The sequence below is a fragment of the Pseudomonas sp. lyk4-R2A-8 genome (assembly GCF_030209095.1).
Classification (GTDB): domain Bacteria; phylum Pseudomonadota; class Gammaproteobacteria; order Pseudomonadales; family Pseudomonadaceae; genus Aquipseudomonas; species Aquipseudomonas quebecensis.
In genome coordinates this window covers 1-14,979 of sequence record NZ_JARVSS010000009.1, presented here as the reverse complement: position 1 = coordinate 14,979, position 14,979 = coordinate 1, and the positions used below count along the sequence as shown (strand labels likewise).

General features: G+C 61.5%; 13 protein-coding genes and 1 pseudogene. 3 read left to right on the top strand and 11 right to left on the bottom strand.

Going from position 1 to position 14,979, the window contains the following annotated elements; translation table 11 throughout:
• Nucleotides 1-12: 12 nt before the first annotated feature.
• Nucleotides 13-1,251, bottom strand: a complete 1,239-nt coding sequence (locus QRN10_RS09730) for an acyl-CoA dehydrogenase family protein (protein WP_285428297.1) — start codon at nucleotides 1,249-1,251, stop codon at nucleotides 13-15.
• A gap of 265 nt (nucleotides 1,252-1,516) precedes the next feature.
• On the opposite strand from QRN10_RS09730, the gene sfnG reads away from it, so the two are divergent.
• Nucleotides 1,517-2,602: a dimethylsulfone monooxygenase SfnG gene (gene sfnG / locus QRN10_RS09725; RefSeq protein ID WP_253507051.1), complete on the top strand. Its 1,086-nt coding sequence runs from the start codon at nucleotides 1,517-1,519 to the stop codon at nucleotides 2,600-2,602.
• 40 nt (nucleotides 2,603-2,642) lie between these two features.
• On the opposite strand, the pseudogene QRN10_RS09720 reads toward sfnG, so the two are convergent.
• A pseudogene (locus tag QRN10_RS09720) lies at nucleotides 2,643-3,080 on the bottom strand (GNAT family N-acetyltransferase); the annotation flags it as partial.
• Between the two features lie 94 nt (nucleotides 3,081-3,174).
• Between QRN10_RS09720 and QRN10_RS09715 the strand changes: the two are divergent.
• Nucleotides 3,175-4,761, top strand: a complete 1,587-nt coding sequence (locus QRN10_RS09715; RefSeq protein ID WP_285428296.1) for a RimK family ATP-grasp domain-containing protein — start codon at nucleotides 3,175-3,177, stop codon at nucleotides 4,759-4,761.
• A gap of 15 nt (nucleotides 4,762-4,776) precedes the next feature.
• Here the strand turns inward: QRN10_RS09715 and map are convergent, their stop codons facing one another.
• Both map and QRN10_RS09705 read right to left on the bottom strand, forming a co-directional pair.
• Nucleotides 4,777-5,538 carry a type I methionyl aminopeptidase gene (map, locus tag QRN10_RS09710; RefSeq protein ID WP_285428295.1) on the bottom strand — a complete coding sequence of 254 codons (762 nt, stop codon included), beginning with the start codon at nucleotides 5,536-5,538 and terminating at the stop codon, nucleotides 4,777-4,779.
• Nucleotides 5,538-5,738 carry a ParD-like family protein gene (locus QRN10_RS09705; RefSeq protein WP_181077314.1) on the bottom strand — a complete coding sequence of 67 codons (201 nt, stop codon included), beginning with the start codon at nucleotides 5,736-5,738 and terminating at the stop codon, nucleotides 5,538-5,540. The genes map and QRN10_RS09705 overlap by 1 nt, the downstream gene beginning before the upstream one ends.
• Nucleotides 5,739-6,106: 368 nt before the next feature.
• Between QRN10_RS09705 and QRN10_RS09700 the strand changes: the two genes are divergently transcribed.
• A complete protein-coding gene (locus tag QRN10_RS09700) occupies nucleotides 6,107-6,379 on the top strand; it encodes a DUF1652 domain-containing protein (protein ID WP_285428294.1) in 273 nt (90 codons plus the stop codon).
• Between the two features lie 114 nt (nucleotides 6,380-6,493).
• Here QRN10_RS09700 and QRN10_RS09695 read toward each other — a convergent pair whose 3' ends face one another.
• The 7 genes from QRN10_RS09695 to QRN10_RS09665 all read right to left on the bottom strand — a co-directional run bounded on the left by QRN10_RS09695 (nucleotide 6,494) and on the right by QRN10_RS09665 (nucleotide 14,723).
• Nucleotides 6,494-7,432, bottom strand: a complete 939-nt coding sequence (locus tag QRN10_RS09695) for a carbohydrate kinase family protein (protein ID WP_285428293.1) — start codon at nucleotides 7,430-7,432, stop codon at nucleotides 6,494-6,496.
• A gap of 12 nt (nucleotides 7,433-7,444) precedes the next feature.
• Nucleotides 7,445-8,926, bottom strand: a complete 1,482-nt coding sequence (gene xylB / locus QRN10_RS09690) for a xylulokinase (protein ID WP_253507063.1) — start codon at nucleotides 8,924-8,926, stop codon at nucleotides 7,445-7,447.
• Nucleotides 8,927-9,001: 75 nt separating this feature from the next.
• Nucleotides 9,002-10,483: a mannitol dehydrogenase family protein gene (locus QRN10_RS09685; protein WP_285428292.1), complete on the bottom strand. Its 1,482-nt coding sequence runs from the start codon at nucleotides 10,481-10,483 to the stop codon at nucleotides 9,002-9,004.
• An 18-nt stretch (nucleotides 10,484-10,501) separates the two neighbouring features.
• The gene (locus QRN10_RS09680) at nucleotides 10,502-11,605 is read right to left on the bottom strand and encodes an ABC transporter ATP-binding protein (protein ID WP_285428291.1); all 1,104 of its coding nucleotides are present in this window, start codon (nucleotides 11,603-11,605) and stop codon (nucleotides 10,502-10,504) included.
• A gap of 22 nt (nucleotides 11,606-11,627) precedes the next feature.
• Complete coding sequence (locus QRN10_RS09675) at nucleotides 11,628-12,458, bottom strand: carbohydrate ABC transporter permease (protein ID WP_181077324.1); 831 nt, start codon at nucleotides 12,456-12,458, stop codon at nucleotides 11,628-11,630.
• 10 nt (nucleotides 12,459-12,468) lie between these two features.
• Nucleotides 12,469-13,359, bottom strand: coding sequence for a carbohydrate ABC transporter permease (locus tag QRN10_RS09670; RefSeq protein WP_181077326.1), 891 nt, complete (start codon nucleotides 13,357-13,359; stop codon nucleotides 12,469-12,471).
• A 92-nt stretch (nucleotides 13,360-13,451) separates the two neighbouring features.
• The gene (locus tag QRN10_RS09665; protein ID WP_370694772.1) at nucleotides 13,452-14,723 is read right to left on the bottom strand and encodes an ABC transporter substrate-binding protein; all 1,272 of its coding nucleotides are present in this window, start codon (nucleotides 14,721-14,723) and stop codon (nucleotides 13,452-13,454) included.
• Nucleotides 14,724-14,979 lie beyond the last annotated feature (256 nt).

Below are 14,979 nucleotides of genomic sequence, written 5' to 3'. Positions count from 1 at the left end.
GGTTCCCCCGCTTTAGCTTTTCGCCGGGCCATTGCCGATCTGCCAAACGAACGGCGGTTCGGTGCCATTGATCACCCAGTCCCCCACAATCCGCGCCTTGTAGATCACCGGGTTGTGAGAGGACACGGTCCGCGCGTTACGCCAATGCCGGTCCAAACCCTTGCCCTGACGCACATCCGAGGCTCCCAGCGCATTGAACAGTTCGCTGGTGGCCCGCTGAATCAATTCCGACACCACCACCTGCGCCGTGGCCGATTCGATTTCGGCCGCCACATTGGCCTCACGCTCGGCCGCTTCATCCGCACCGAACCGCGCCAGGTACGCCCGCTGCGCCGGCTCCGCGGCCTTCAATGCGCTGGCTTCGGCGGCATATACCAGTGCGGCGACTTCGCCTACCACTTGTTGGATCTGTGCGTCCTGGCTCACATGGGCGGCATTGCCATGGCTGTAGATGCGCTTGCGACTGCGCACGTGGTGTGCCACGTCCTTGAGCGCCGCGCGGCCGATCCCGGCGAGGCTGGCCAGTAGCACCAGCTGATAAAACGCGGTCTGGTACTTGAAACGGGTGGCAAAGTCGATGACGTTTTCGGCTTCCACCACGGCATCGGTAAAGCGCGAAGTACCGCTGCCGGTGGTGCGTTGGCCAAAGCCGTCCCAGTCATCGCTGTGTACCACTCCGGGCTGGCGCGCGCGGGTGGCGGCAATCACGTCGCCGCCGGTGTCGCTGCGTTGGGCGTACACGTCGATCCAATCAGCGAAAATGCTCCCGGTGCTGTAGAACTTTTCGCCGTTGAGCGTCCACTGATCACCGTTCGGCGTGACCTGGGTTACCACATCGCCGATGGCGACGCTGCCAATTTCAGTCCAGGCGCAGCCGACGATCTCACCGTCGACGAAGCGCTTGAACCACAGGTCACGGCCAGCACCGGGCGCGGCATTCAGGCGGTCCTCGGCAAAGGCGAAGTGCCCGCGCAGGGCTTGGGGCACGTTGGAGTCGGCCTCTGCCAGCTCGATCAGCAGCGCGAATAACTGTGGCAGCGAGGCACCGCCGCCGCCGTACTCCACCGGCACGCGCACGGCGCCGAAGCCGGCTTCCTTCAACCATTGGATCGGCGCGTGAGGCAGGGTGCGGGTGTGTTCCCGTTCCAGCGCGCCCTCGGCGATGCGTTGGAAAGTCGGGCGAAAGCGCGCGGCCAGGGAGGCGTAGTCGACGCCGATGGAAAGCGGGTTGATGACGTGGTGTTCGGTCATGGAACGGTTCCTGGGCAGTGATCGGTGGCTTGTGTGTTTGCACAGTCCGTGCCGGGCGCCGAGCCCACTGTTTATGGGGGAGCGGGGCGCTCTGCTGTTGTTCCGGCAACAGCGATTCGACAAAACGGCCTCAACCGCGACAGTTGCGGCCAGGCGATCGTCGGGTTGAATGACCCGCGCAGACGGCCTGGCACGGGCGTTTGCCTGGGCTGGCACACTTGCTGCTCAACCCCTCGGTACATTCCTTGGTACGAGGTGCCGTTCGATGAGTCAGCAAGCCGTGAAATTTGCCTATTGGGTGCCCAACGTCAGCGGTGGGTTGGTGGTCAGCAAGATTGCGCAGCGCACCGACTGGGGGATCGACTACAACCGTAAGCTGGCGCAACTGGCCGAGGCGGCGGGCTTCGAGTATGGCCTGACCCAGATCCGCTTTACCGCCGGCTACGGCGCCGAGAGCCAGCATGAATCCGTGGCGTTCAGCCATGCCCTGCTGGCCGCCACCACCCGGCTCAAGGTGATCGCCGCGATCCTGCCGGGTCCTTGGCAGCCGGCGTTGGCGGCCAAGCAACTGGCAACCATCGACCAGCTCACCAACGGCCGTATCGCGGTCAATATCGTCAGCGGTTGGTTCAAGGGCGAGTTCCAGGCCATCGGCGAGCCTTGGCTGGAGCACGATGAGCGCTATCGCCGCTCCGAAGAATTCATTCAAGCCCTCAAGGGCATCTGGACCCAGGACAATTTCACCTTCAAGGGTGATTTCTACCGATTCAACAACTACACCCTCAAGCCCAAGCCCCTGGGCCAGCCGGAAGTGTTCCAGGGCGGCAGCTCGCGGGCAGCGCGGGACATGGCGGCGCGGGTGTCGGACTGGTACTTCACCAACGGCAACACCCTGGAAGGCATCAAGGCCCAGGTCGACGATATTCGCGCCAAGGCATCGGCCAACAACCATTCGGTCAAAATCGGGGTGAACGCCTTTGTGATCGCCCGCGACACCGAGGAGCAGGCCCGCGCCGTGCTGGCGGAAATCATCGACAAGGCCGACCTGCAAGCCGTGAACGCCTTCGGTGACGCGGCCCGGCAAGCGGGCAAAGCCTCGCCCGAAGGCGAGGGCAACTGGGCCAAATCCAGCTTTGAAGACCTGGTGCAGTACAACGACGGCTTCAAGACCAACCTGATCGGCACGCCGCAACAGATCGCCGAACGCATCGTCGCCCTTAAGGCCGTGGGCGTGGACCTGGTGCTGGCGGGGTTCCTGCACTTTCAGGAAGAAGTGGAGTATTTCGGCAAGCGCGTATTGCCGCTGGTGCGCGAACTGGAGGCCAAGGCGGGGGTCAGGCAGGTGGCGTGACGACCAGCGGCGAGCGCGCTAATCACTGCGCGGCAAGCACCTTCTCCAGCCGCAACGCCGCGCAGTTGTCCTCGTAATAGTCCGGCGTGCACGCAAGCCGTCGATAGCCCTTGCGTTCATACAGGGCCAGCGCGCCGAGGTTGTCCGTGCGCACCTCCAGCCGCAGTCGGGTACAGCGTTGTTGCACGCCGCAGGCTTCGATCCGCGCTAACAACTGCGCACCCAAGCCCAACCCTCGTGCGGGCTCGGCAATAGCGATGGAATACAACCGCGCCACGGCACTGCCGCGACGCAGCAGCACCAGCGCGTACCCTTGCAATTGGGCGTCACGTTCCGCCAGCCATAATTGGCCATTGGCGCGACGAACCATCCAGCGAAAACTGCGGGGCGACAGCCGGTCGCCGGTAAAACATTGTTGTTCCAACGCTGTTAGTGCAGGTATGTCATCGAGCGTCGCAATGCGAAAGCAAAGGGTCATATAACCACCGTAAAAGTTGCGTAATGAAACGGGACTTCTCAAAAAGATCGTGCTTAATAGAAAAGGTCCAGTTCTCTAAAGCGGATCAAATATTATGTCGGCGGTACACAGTCATTGGCGTGAAGTATCCGAGCAAAGCTGCGCGGCGACAATCACTTCCCCTCGTTATTTTGCACAAGTGCCTAAAGCCGCGAGTCAAGTCGTGATTATTGTGGAGCGCAAGGAAGATTGGGCGTCTTACTTGCCCAGCGAAGAGATGATCACCGCCCACGAATACCTGGAACAGACGCGCCAGAACGAGACGGGCAAGCGTGTACAGGTCATCAACCTGTGCCGCAGCTACAAGTATCTGGGGCATGGCTACTATTGTTCGCTGCTGGCCGAAGCGCGTGGGCACAAAGTGATTCCTTCCGTGCGTACCATCAGCGAACTGGCCAGAAAGTCACTGTATGGCTTGGCGTTGGATGATCTGGACAGAGTGCTCGATAAAACCCTGAGCCATCATCTTTACAGTAGTACCGAGGGTTTTACGCTGACGCTTTATTTCGGCCGAACGCCGATTGAGGCGTTACAGGAATTGGCCCGCCAGTTATTTGAAGCGTTCCCCTGTCCAATCCTCTTAGTTGAGTTCAAAAAGCACAACGGCTGGCATATCGTTGGGGTGAAGTCTGGTGTATTGCATAAGTTGCGCGACGATCAGGAAGATTATTTCGCCCATGCCCTCGACAACTTCAGCCGCAGGATTTGGCGCCAGCCGCGTTCGCGGCGCCTGGCCCGGTATGATCTGGCGATCCTGCACGATCCCCATGAACAGTTGCCGCCGTCCAACGCCCAAGCCCTGAACAACTTCATCCGAGTGGGCAGGGGCCTGGGCATCGACGTGGAACTGATCGAGCGCAAGGATTACGCGCGCCTGGCCGAATACGACGCCTTATTGATCCGCGAGACCACCAGCGTCGACAACCATACCTACCGTTTCGCCAAGAAAGCTGAAAGCGAAGGGCTGGTGGTGATGGACGACCCGACGTCGATCTTGCGCTGCACCAACAAGGTCTACCTTACCGACCTGCTCAACAGCCACCAATTGGGCATGCCCGCTACCGAGATTCTGTACAAGGAGCGACCGCAGGATTTTGAACGGGTCGGCGAACGCCTGGGGTTTCCGTTGGTGTTGAAGATCCCCGACGGCTGTTTTTCGCGCGGTGTCATCAAGGTCGAGAGCCAGGCCGCGCTGCTCAAGGCCACCGCTGAACTGTTCGAGCATTCGGTGCTGCTGCTGGCCCAGGAGTTTTTCTACACCGAGTACGACTGGCGTATCGGCGTGCTCAACCGCAAACCGATCTTTGCCTGCCAGTATTTTATGTCCAAGGGCCATTGGCAGATCTACAACCACAAGGCCATCGGCGCAGCGATCAACGGTGAATGCCGCACGCTGGCGGTACACGAAGCACCCAAGGCGGTGGTGGACCTGGCGGTGAAGACCGCCAACCTGATCGGCGACGGTCTCTACGGTGTCGACCTCAAGCAGTCTGGCGACAAAGTCGTGGTGATCGAGGTGAACGACAACCCCAACCTGGACGCCGGCATCGAGGATGCCTATCTACAAGACGATCTCTACAGCCTGGTGCTGGAGGAGTTCGTGCGGCGTCTGGAGTTGAAACGCCAGGGCCAGGTCTGGTAACGAGCGTGCCACCGGTTATGGGGTGGGCGATCGCTGGAGGGTCAGGACTTCGTAGCCGTCCGCTGTCACCGCCACGGTGTGTTCCCATTGGGCCGACAGGCTGTTGTCCCGGGTCACCACCGTCCAGCCATCCTTGAGACTGCGCACCTTGGCGCTGCCCTGGTTAAGCATCGGTTCGATGGTGAACACCATGCCTTCACGCAGCTCCAGCCCGGTGCCGGGGCGGCCGAAGTGCAGGATCTGCGGTTCTTCGTGCATCTGCCGGCCGATGCCATGGCCGCAGTATTCGCGCACCACGCTGTAGCCATTGGCCTGGGCATGGCTCTGAATGGCGTGACCGATATCGCCCAGGCGCGCACCGGGCTTGACCTGGCGGATACCGGCCCACATCGCCTCGAAGGTCGTCTCCACCAGGCGCCGGGCTTTGGGCGCGACAGTGCCGACCATATACATCTTGCTGGCGTCGGCGATAAAGCCACCTTTTTCCAGGGTGATGTCGATGTTGATGATGTCACCGTCCTTGAGCACATCCCTGGCGCTGGGCATGCCATGACAGACCACCTCGTTGATCGAGGTGTTGATGCAGAACGGATAGTCGTACTGGCCGAGGCTGGCGGGGCGGGCCTGCAGGTCGTTGCGGATGAAGGCTTCGACGGCCGTGTCCAGCGCCAGGGTCGAGCAGCCGGCGGCGACGCAGCCGTCGAGCATATCGAACACCTGGGCCAGCAGCCGACCGGATTCACGCATCACGGCCAGTTGAGCGGCGGTCTTGATCATCAGCTGCGCCCCCGGATCAGCTCGGGTTTGTCCAGCAGCAGTTTGTTGATCAGGTCGTTGTAGGTCAGGGTGGGGTTCAGTTCGGCGAGCAGGCCGACCTTGATCCAGAACTCGGCCTGGGCGTTGATGGAGCGGTCCATCGTCGCGCTGGCCAGGCGTAATTGTTCGTGCAGTTGATCGGTGATCTTAACGATGCCCATGGGATTCACTGTGCGGTTGGATATACGCAGCGTATACGTTTCGTATATTCGCGTAAAGCCGCGCAGGAACGATCTGCGCGCCGATGAATAGTTTCGATATGTTGCTGAAAGCCCCGGCGGACGACCGCGGCCGCTGGGTTAAACGTTTAATCGTGCCTATTCGCCGACGTTTTAAACGGCCCCAGGAAGTTCAAATTTTAGTTATATAAAACCCTGGCCTGCTTATGAGGAAAGGTTACAACGCGAAGCTGTTTTGCCAAGTACGCTTGCACAGTGATGGCGTCTTCCAAGGCCGGTAAGACGCCGCAGGCTTATGCCTGGCATAACGACAACAATCTGTTGGCTATTGAAAAAAGGAGAGGTTGGCCATGTTTTCGGAACTTGAATTACGCAGCATTATTGAAGGAAGTTTCCTGCCCAGGCGGTGCGAGTGCACCACAGCCGAAGACGCTTCGTTGACGATCAAGGTCTACGACGACAGCAACCGTGATCGGGTCGACCTGGAGGTCAAAGGGATCAAGGCGCAAGACCTCGTCAGCAGTCGCGCCATCTGCGAGTTGGTGATCGGGTTACGTAAGGACCTGAAACAACTCCACCAGCCCACTTTGCAAAGAGCAGGCGCACGCGGCTATTACTACTAGGTCGGCGGGCGAGCGGGCAGCATGAAAACCTCGGGCCTGGATTAACTCCAGGCCCTCTACGTTGCAAATCCGTGGATCGCCGAACCCCGGATTCACAGTCGAAAATGCGGATGTTCAGCCCAACTGCTGGCGATACGGCAGGTCGGGGCCGGTCTTGGTGCAGGTCAGCGCGGATGCGCGAATGGCAAAGCCCAGCATGGCGTCGATCTGTGCGCGGCTCAGCTGTTGCAGGCCGTGCACCGAATCCAGGTGGTGCTCGGTCAGCCAGGCAATCAACGCTGCCTGGAAGGTATCGCCGGCGCCCACAGTGTCGGCCATCACGATGTCCAGCGCCGGCTGTGACCAGCTGCCATGCTGGCGACTGAACGCAGTGGCCCCATCGCCGCCGCGGGTCAGGAACACCAACTGACAACGGTGCTGCAACCAGCCTTGCAGGACGCTTTCCGGCGATTGGCCGGGATAGAGCAGATGCAGGTCTTCGTCACTGACCTTGATCAGGTCGACATGCTTGACCAGTTCGGCGACGCGGTCGCGCCATAGTTGGATATCCGGCTGGGGGTTGAGCCGTACATTGGGGTCGAGGCTGATCAGACGCTGGCCGCTTTCGCGCTTGACCAGGCTCAGCAGGGTGTCGCCGATCGGTTGCACGACCAGCGAGAATGACCCCACATGCAATCCACGCACATTGTCGCCCAGTTGCGGTAAATGGCTTGGCTGCAATTGCCGGTCGGCGCAGCCGTCGCCGCGAAAACTGTACTGCGGCGAGCCGTTGGCACCCACGGCGACCATCGCCAGGGTGGTCGGCGCGGCGAACTCCACCAGGTAATCCTCGCTGACGCCTTCGTCCCGCAGCACCTGCAGCAGGCGCCGACCGAGGAAATCGCTGGACAACCCGCCGAACAGCCCTGCGTCGATGCCCAGGCGGCGCAGGCCCACGGCTACGTTGAACGGCGACCCACCGGCAATTGCCTTGTAATTGACCTTCGACGCCTTGCCGCTGGCATCTTCCTCGCTGAAGAAATCGAACAGCGCTTCACCACACACCAGATACATAATCGCTCGCTCTTAAAGGGTTGCCACGAGTTGCTGATAGCGCTCGTAAGCCTGTTGATAGGCGCTGACATGGGCCGCCACCGGCACGGTACGGCTGGCCGGGTCGACGCTCACGCATCTGTCGCAGAGGCTGGCCAGGGATTCGCCGGTCTGGCTCCACGCCGCCTGGATGGCTGCGCCGAGGGCGGCGGCCTCGCTTTGTTCGGTGCAGATCACTTCGGTGTGCATGATATCCGCGACCATCTGGCGCCACACCGGGCTTTTCGAGCCGCCGCCGATCAAGCGGATGCTCTGGCTTTGCAGGCCGGTCTGGCGCAGCAGGTCGAGCCCGTAGCGCAGGCCGAAGGTGGTGCCCTCGACCACCGCTCGGCACAGGTTGGCGCGGGTCAGGTTGGTCATGGTCAGGCCATGCAGGCTGCCGCTGGCGTGGGGCAGGGCGGGTACGCGTTCGCCGTTGAGAAACGGCAGCATGCTCACACCGTCGGCGCCGATGGGCGCGCGTTCGACCAAGGCATTGAAGGCAGGCAGGTCCAGCTCGAACAGCTCGCGGATCACGCCGGTGGCGTTGGTCAGGTTCATGGTGCAGATCAACGGCAACCAGCCGCCGCTGGAAGAACAGAACGTCGCCACCGAAGCCTGCGGGCTGACGTTGGGCTGGTCGGCAAAGGCATACACGGTGCCGGACGAGCCCAGGCTCATGGTAATCACCCCCGGCGCAATATTACCGGTGCCGATGGCGCCCATCATATTGTCGCCGCCGCCGCTGGAGACCACGGCATGGGGGTTGATGCCCAACCGCTCGGCGATGGCCGGCAGGATCGTGCCGACGCTTTGATCGGCCTCGATCAACGGCGGCAGCGCCTGCTCCAGGCGGCCGCTCGGGTCGATGTGCCGAAGCAGGTCCACATCCCACTCACGGCGGCGCACATTGAAGTACCCGGTGCCCGACGCATCGCCATACTCGGCGACGGCGCGGCCGGTGAGCCAGTAGTTGAGGTAATCGTGGGGCAGCAGGATATGGGCGATGCGGGCGAAGAGCTCCGGGTGCTGTTCGCGCGTCCACAACAGTTTGGAGACGGTGTAGCCCGGTGCGATCGCCACGCCCAGGCGTTCCAGCGAACCACGCTCGCCGCCGAGGTGCGCCAGCAGGCGGTCATTCTCGGCGGTCGTCTCGGTGTCGCACCACAGCTTGGCCGGGCGCAGTACCTGGCCGTGCTCATCCAGCAGCACCAGGCCGTGCTGCTGGCCGGATACGCCAATGCCGAGGATGGCCTGGCCGTCGACACCGGCTTGTTGCAGGGCACGATGGGTGGCCGCAGTGAACGCATCCAGCCATTCCTGAGTGTGCTGTTCGCGACGGCCGTTGGCACCGCTGATCAGGGTATGGGGCGCAGCGCCAAGGCCCAGGACCTGGCCGCTGGACGCGTCGAGGACGATGGCTTTGGTGCCCTGAGTGCCGCAATCGATGCCGAGGAACAGGTTTTGCTGGGTCATGAGGGTGTGCTCAGCATTATTGTTGGACGTTAAATGCTATCCCAATGTGGGAGGGGGCTTGCCCCTCCCACATTTCTAAGCCGGTTTCTTCAGTAACTGCTGCAGGGTTTTGGTCACGCCGTTATCGCGCAAGCTGGCAAAACACCGCTCAAACGCTGCCACAAACGCAGGCGAATTGGGAATAGCCGCGCCGAAAATCTCTTCCACCCCCAGCAGACGCCGGCTGATCAGCGCATCGTCAGTCACCAGGCTCTGACAGAACGCCGCACGTGGATCGGGAATGTTGTAGCGCACGCCGTTCTCATCCACACCTTTGAGATACAGGGCCCAGGCGGCCACCACCAATGCCGCGCGCTCGGTCTCGCGGCCATCGGCAATCAAGCGGTTGACGGTCGGCACGGTGAACTTGGGAAACTTCGACGAGCCATCCGAACACACCCGTTCCAACTGGTCGGCGATGGCCTGGTTGGAGAAGCGATCGACCAGGGTCTGCTTGTACTGGGTCAGATCGATGCCTGGCACCGGCGCGAGATTCGGCGTGACGTCCAGGTCCATATAGGCGCGCATATAGGCCACGAATAACGGGTCGTTCATGGTTTCGTGGACAAACCGATAGCCCTTGAGAAAACCCAAATAGGTCAGGGCCAGGTGGCTGCCGTTGAGCAGGCCGATCTTCATTTCTTCGTAAGGCGTGACGTCGTCGGTGAACTGCACGCCGACTTTTTCCCAGGCCGGTCGGCCATTGACGAATTTGTCTTCCAGCACCCATTGCACAAACGGCTCGCACACCACCGGCCACGCATCGTCGATAGCGTGTTCGTCGTGCAGTTGCAGACGGTGCGCGGTGCTGGTCATCGGTGTGATGCGATCGACCATGGCGTTCGGGAAGCTTACGTTGGCCGCGATCCAGTCATGCAGTTCGGTATCGCGCAGGGCGGCGAAGGCCAGCAGCGCCTTGCGGGTGACGGCGCCGTTGTGCGGCAGGTTATCGCAGGACATCACGGTAAACGCCGGGATGCCGGCGGCACGCCGCTGGGTGAGTGCGGCGCAGATAAACCCGAACACGGTTTTCGGCGCGGCGGGATGCGCCAGGTCGTGCTGGATCTGCGGCAGATGGGCCATGAACTCGCCGTTGCTGTCGTCGATGCAGTAGCCGCCTTCGGTGATGGTCAGCGAGACGATGCGGATCGCGGGCTCGGCCAGTTTGTCGATCAGCGCCTGGGGGCTGTCTTCGGCCAGCAGCATGTCGCTGATCGAACCGATCACGCGCACTTCGGTGTCGTCGGTGTCGCCCAGCTCATACAGGGTGAACAGGTAATCCTGGCCGGCCAGGTCGTCGCGGGCCCTGCGGTCCTCGGCGCGCAGGCCGACGCCGCAGATGCTCCAGTCCAGGCCTTCGCCGGTGTTCATCAGCGCGTCGGTGTAGTACGCCTGGTGCGCGCGATGAAAGCCGCCGACGCCGATATGGGCGATGCCCTGGGAGGTGCTGGCGATGGCGTAGGCCGGCACTCGGACTTCAGGCGCCAGCTGGGTGAGGTTCTGTTTATTCAGCTTCATAGCGTAATACTCGCGAAATCAGGCGGCGGCGCGCAGTGGGCGGGCCACGGCGTTGCCATCGGTATCGAACAGGTGGCAGTGCGTCGGGTCCAGGTGCAATTGCAGCGTCTCGCCGTATTGGCTGGCCATATCGCCACGGATGCGCATGGTCAGCGGCTCGCCACTGGCGGTGATGACGTGACAGAACGTGTCACTGCCCAGGCGCTCGCCGACGTCGGCCGTCACCGTCAGGCTGGTTTGCCCCGGCGTGGCGATTTCCAGGTGTTCCGGCCGAATGCCCAGGGTCACCGCGCTGCCGACGCTCAGGCTGGCGCCGCTCAACGGCAGGGTCACCAGGGTGCCGGCGTCCAACTGCACATCACAGTCCTGACCACTCGCCCGGCTGACCTTGCCCTTGAGGAACCCCATCTTCGGCGTGCCCAGAAACCCGGCCACAAACAGGTTGGCCGGCTGGTGATACAGCTCCAGCGGCGAGCCGACCTGTTCGATGCGGCCGCTGTTGAGCACCACGACTTTGTCCGCCAGGGTCATCGCTTCGACCTGGTCGTGGGTCACGTAGATCATGGTCGCCTGCAGCTCTTTATGCAGGCGCGCCAGCTCCAGGCGCATCTGCACGCGCAGGGCCGCGTCCAGGTTGGACAGCGGTTCGTCGAACAAAAAGATCTTGGGGTTGCGCACAATCGCCCGGCCGATGGCCACGCGCTGGCGCTGGCCGCCGGAGAGCTGCTTAGGCTTGCGCTCCAACAGCGGGCCCAGTTCGAGGATGCGCGCCGCTTCGCTGACCTTGCTGTCCACCAGCTTTTTATCGACGCCGGCCAGGTCGAGGGCAAACGACATGTTCTTGCGCACGCTCATGTGCGGGTACAGCGCATAGGTCTGGAACACCATGGCCAGGTCGCGCTTGGCCGGGGTTACTTCGGTGATGTCGCGCCCGTCCAGTTCGATGGTGCCGTCGCTGACTTCCTCCAGGCCGGCGATCAGGCGCAGCAGCGTGGATTTACCGCAGCCCGACGGACCGACGAAGACCACAAACTCCTTGTCGTTCACTTCCAGGTCGATGCCCTTGATGATCGAGAAGCCTTCGAAGCCTTTTTGCAGATTCTTGATTTTCAGGTTGGCCATGATGGGCCTCCGCTAGGAATTATTATTTGACCGCGCCGAAGGACAGGCCGCGCACCAGCTGTTTCTGGCTGATCCAGCCAAAGATCAGGATCGGCGCGCAGGCCAGGGTCGAGACGGCGGACAATTTGGCCCAGAACAAGCCTTCGGGGCTGGAGTAAGAGGCGATCAGGGCGGTCAATGGCGCAGCATTCGATGAGGTCAGGTTCAACGACCAGAACGCTTCGTTCCAGCACAGGATCAGCGACAGCAGCACGGTGGACGCCAGGCCGCCCTTGGCGATCGGCAGCAGCACGCGGACCATCTCCTGCCACAGGGTTGCGCCGTCCAGGCGCGCGGCTTCGAGGATGTCCTTGGGAATGTCTTTGAAGTAGGTGTACACCATCCATACTACGATCGGCAGGTTGATCAGGGTGTAGATCACGATCAGCGCCAGGCGCGTGTCCAACAGGCCGAAACTCTTGGCCAGCAGGTAGATCGGCATCAGCACGCCCACCGGTGGCAGCATCTTGGTGGACAGCATCCACAGCAACGTGCGCTTGGTGCGCTGGGTTTCGTAGAACGCCATGGAGTAGGCCGCCGGCACCGAGATCAGCAGGCACAGCGCGGTGGCGCTGAAGGAAATCAACACCGAGTTCCACGCGTAGCTGAAGTAGTTGCTGCGCTCGTTGATGTGCAGGTAGTTCTCCAGGGTCGGCGTGAAGATGAACTGCGGCGGCGTGGCGAAGGCGTCGATTTCGGTCTTGAAGCTGGTGAGCACCATCCAGAAGATCGGGAAGAAAATCACGATCGCGATGGCCCAGGCCAGCGTGCCGAGCAGCAGGCTTTGCAGGCGACGGGATTGTTGAAGCGTCATGGCGCGGCCCTCAAGGCTTGTCAGTCAGGTTTTTGCCGATCATCCGCACCAGGATGATCGCCGCGATATTGGCGATGACCACGGCGATCAAGCCGCCGGCCGAGGCCATGCCCACGTCGAACTGCACCAGCGCCTGGTTGTAGATCAGGTAGGCGAGGTTGGTCGAGGCGTAGCCCGGACCACCGTTGGTGGTGGTGAAGATTTCAGCGAACACCGAGAGCAGGAAAATGGTCTCGATCATCACCACCACGGCAATCGGACGCGCCAGGTGCGGCAGGGTCAGGTGCCAGAAAATCGCGATGGCGCCGGCACCGTCCAGGCGCGCGGCTTCCTTTTGTTCCTGATCGAGGGACTGCATGGCGGTCATCAGCAGCAGGATCGCGAAGGGCAGCCATTGCCACGACACAATGATGATGATCGACAGCAGCGGGTAATGCGCCAGCCAGTCCACCGGCTCGGCGCCGAACAGTTTCCACACGGCGGCGAGCACCCCCGACACCGGGTGGAAAATCAGGTTTTTCCAGATCAGCGCGCCGACCGTGGGCATGATGAAAAACGGTGAAATCAGCAGCACCCGCACCAGGCCGCGACCGAAGAACTCACTGGCCTCCAGCAGCGCACTGATCAACACGCCGAACACCACGCTGATCAACAGCACGCTGCCGACCAGCAACAACGTGTTGGTGGCGCCGGGCAGGAAGCCGGAGTCGGTGATGAAATAGGTGAAGTTTTCCAGCCCGACGAATTCGTTCTCGCCGGGGTAGAGCAGGTTGTAGCGGATCAGCGAAAAGTACAGGGTCATGCCCAGCGGCACGATCATCCACAGCAGCAAGAGGGCCACCGAGGGGCTGACGAGAAACCAGCCGGGGTTGGCCAGGCGGTTTTTGGCAGGTGTTTTCATGGTAATCAAGGCCAGTGCGGAGCAAGGATCGGAGTGCGGTCAATGCAGGAGGGGCAAGCCCCCTCCCACAGTTGACTGTGGTGAGGCTCAGGTTATTTAGGGTAACCGGCCCGCTTCATTTCCCGCTCGGTGGTGGTCTGCGCCGCAGTCAATGCTGCATCAACCGTCTGCTGACCGGTCAGCGCACCGGAGAAGAACTTACCGACCTGGGTACCGATCGCCTGGAACTCGGGAATGGTCACCAACTGGATCCCGATATACGGCACCGGCTTGAGCGTCGGCTTGGTCGGATCGGCGACTTTCAACGATTCCAGCGTGACCTTGGCGAACGGCGCAGCCTTCATGTACTCATCGCTGTAGGTCGACTTGCGCGTACCTGGCGGTACGTTGGCAATGCCGTCGGTCTTGGCCACCAACTGGCTGTATTCCTTGGATGTCGCCCAACTGGTGAACACCTTGGCGGCGTCTTTGGCCTTGGAACTGGTCGGGATCGCCAGGCTCCAGGAGTACAGCCACGAGGTGCCCTTATCGGTGGTTTCATGGGGCGCGAAAGTGAAGCCGACGTGCTCGGACACTTTGCTTTGGCTCTTGTCGGTGACGAACGAGCCGGCGACGCTGGCATCCACCCAGATCGCACACTTGCCGCTGTTGAACAGCGCCAGGTTTTCGTTGAAACCGTTGCTGGAAGCCCCTGGCGGGCCGGATTTCTTCATGTTGTCGACGTAGAAGTTCAGCGCGTTCTTCCATTCCGGGCCATTGAATTCAGGCTGCCATTTTTCATCGAACCAGCGCGCACCGTAGCCATTGGCCAGGGTGGTGATCAGTGCCATGTTCTCGCCCCAACCGGCTTTGCCGCGCAGGCACAGGCCGTATTGCTCTTTGCTCTTGTCGGTGAGTTTGCCGGCGAATTCGCCGATCTGGCTCCAGGTCGGGTGCTCGGGCATGGTCAGCCCGGCGTCCTTGAACAGGTCGGTGCGGTAGTAGGTGATCGAGCTTTCGGCGTAGAACGGCAGGGCATACAGCGAACCCTTGACGGACAACCCGTCACGCACCGAAGGGAACACATCGTCCAGGTCGTAGGACGCCGGCAAGTCCTTCATCGGCTCCAGCCAGCCCTTGGCGCCCCAGAGTGCGGCTTCGTACATGCCGATGGTCAACACATCGAACTGCCCGCCCTGGGTGGCAATGTCGGTAGTCAGGCGCTGGCGCAGCACGTTTTCTTCGAGCACCACCCAGTTCAGCTTGATTTCCGGATGCTCGGCTTCGAACGTTTTCGAGAGCTTCTGCATGCGGATCATGTCGCTGTTATTGACGGTGGCAATGGTCAGGGTCTGGGCGCCGAAGCTGACGGCGCTGAGGGTCATGCAGGTGGAGACAAGCAGTGCTTTTGCTGTGAACTTCATCGCGCACTCCATTTCCGCGCCCTGGGGGCTGCAGAAGGACAGTTATTGTTGTTGTGTCTTCCTACAGGGAGTCAGGAAGAGTGTGCGTTGATTACAGCCTTCAATTGGCGGTGTGACAAATCCTTGGGAACACTGGGACTGATACTTTTTTGCACTCAACAAGATCGTTCCCACGCTCTGCGTGGTAACGCCTCCTGGGACGCTCCGCGTCCCGCCA

What these genes read in the sequence shown, in the direction of transcription:
- xylB (WP_253507063.1), bottom strand. Translation starts at nt 8,926, where the DNA reads ATGACCCAGCAAAACCTGTTCCTCGGCATCGATTGCGGCACTCAGGGC.
- QRN10_RS09685 (WP_285428292.1), bottom strand. Translation starts at nt 10,483, where the DNA reads ATGAAGCTGAATAAACAGAACCTCACCCAGCTGGCGCCTGAAGTCCGA.
- QRN10_RS09665 (WP_370694772.1), bottom strand. Translation starts at nt 14,723, where the DNA reads ATGACCCTCAGCGCCGTCAGCTTCGGCGCCCAGACCCTGACCATTGCC.
- QRN10_RS09700 (WP_285428294.1), top strand. Translation starts at nt 6,107, where the DNA reads ATGTTTTCGGAACTTGAATTACGCAGCATTATTGAAGGAAGTTTCCTG.
- QRN10_RS09730 (WP_285428297.1), bottom strand. Translation starts at nt 1,251, where the DNA reads ATGACCGAACACCACGTCATCAACCCGCTTTCCATCGGCGTCGACTAC.
- sfnG (WP_253507051.1), top strand. Translation starts at nt 1,517, where the DNA reads ATGAGTCAGCAAGCCGTGAAATTTGCCTATTGGGTGCCCAACGTCAGC.
- QRN10_RS09675 (WP_181077324.1), bottom strand. Translation starts at nt 12,458, where the DNA reads ATGACGCTTCAACAATCCCGTCGCCTGCAAAGCCTGCTGCTCGGCACG.
- map (WP_285428295.1), bottom strand. Translation starts at nt 5,538, where the DNA reads ATGATCAAGACCGCCGCTCAACTGGCCGTGATGCGTGAATCCGGTCGG.
- QRN10_RS09695 (WP_285428293.1), bottom strand. Translation starts at nt 7,432, where the DNA reads ATGTATCTGGTGTGTGGTGAAGCGCTGTTCGATTTCTTCAGCGAGGAA.
- QRN10_RS09670 (WP_181077326.1), bottom strand. Translation starts at nt 13,359, where the DNA reads ATGAAAACACCTGCCAAAAACCGCCTGGCCAACCCCGGCTGGTTTCTC.
- QRN10_RS09705 (WP_181077314.1), bottom strand. Translation starts at nt 5,738, where the DNA reads ATGGGCATCGTTAAGATCACCGATCAACTGCACGAACAATTACGCCTG.
- QRN10_RS09680 (WP_285428291.1), bottom strand. Translation starts at nt 11,605, where the DNA reads ATGGCCAACCTGAAAATCAAGAATCTGCAAAAAGGCTTCGAAGGCTTC.
- QRN10_RS09715 (WP_285428296.1), top strand. Translation starts at nt 3,175, where the DNA reads ATGTCGGCGGTACACAGTCATTGGCGTGAAGTATCCGAGCAAAGCTGC.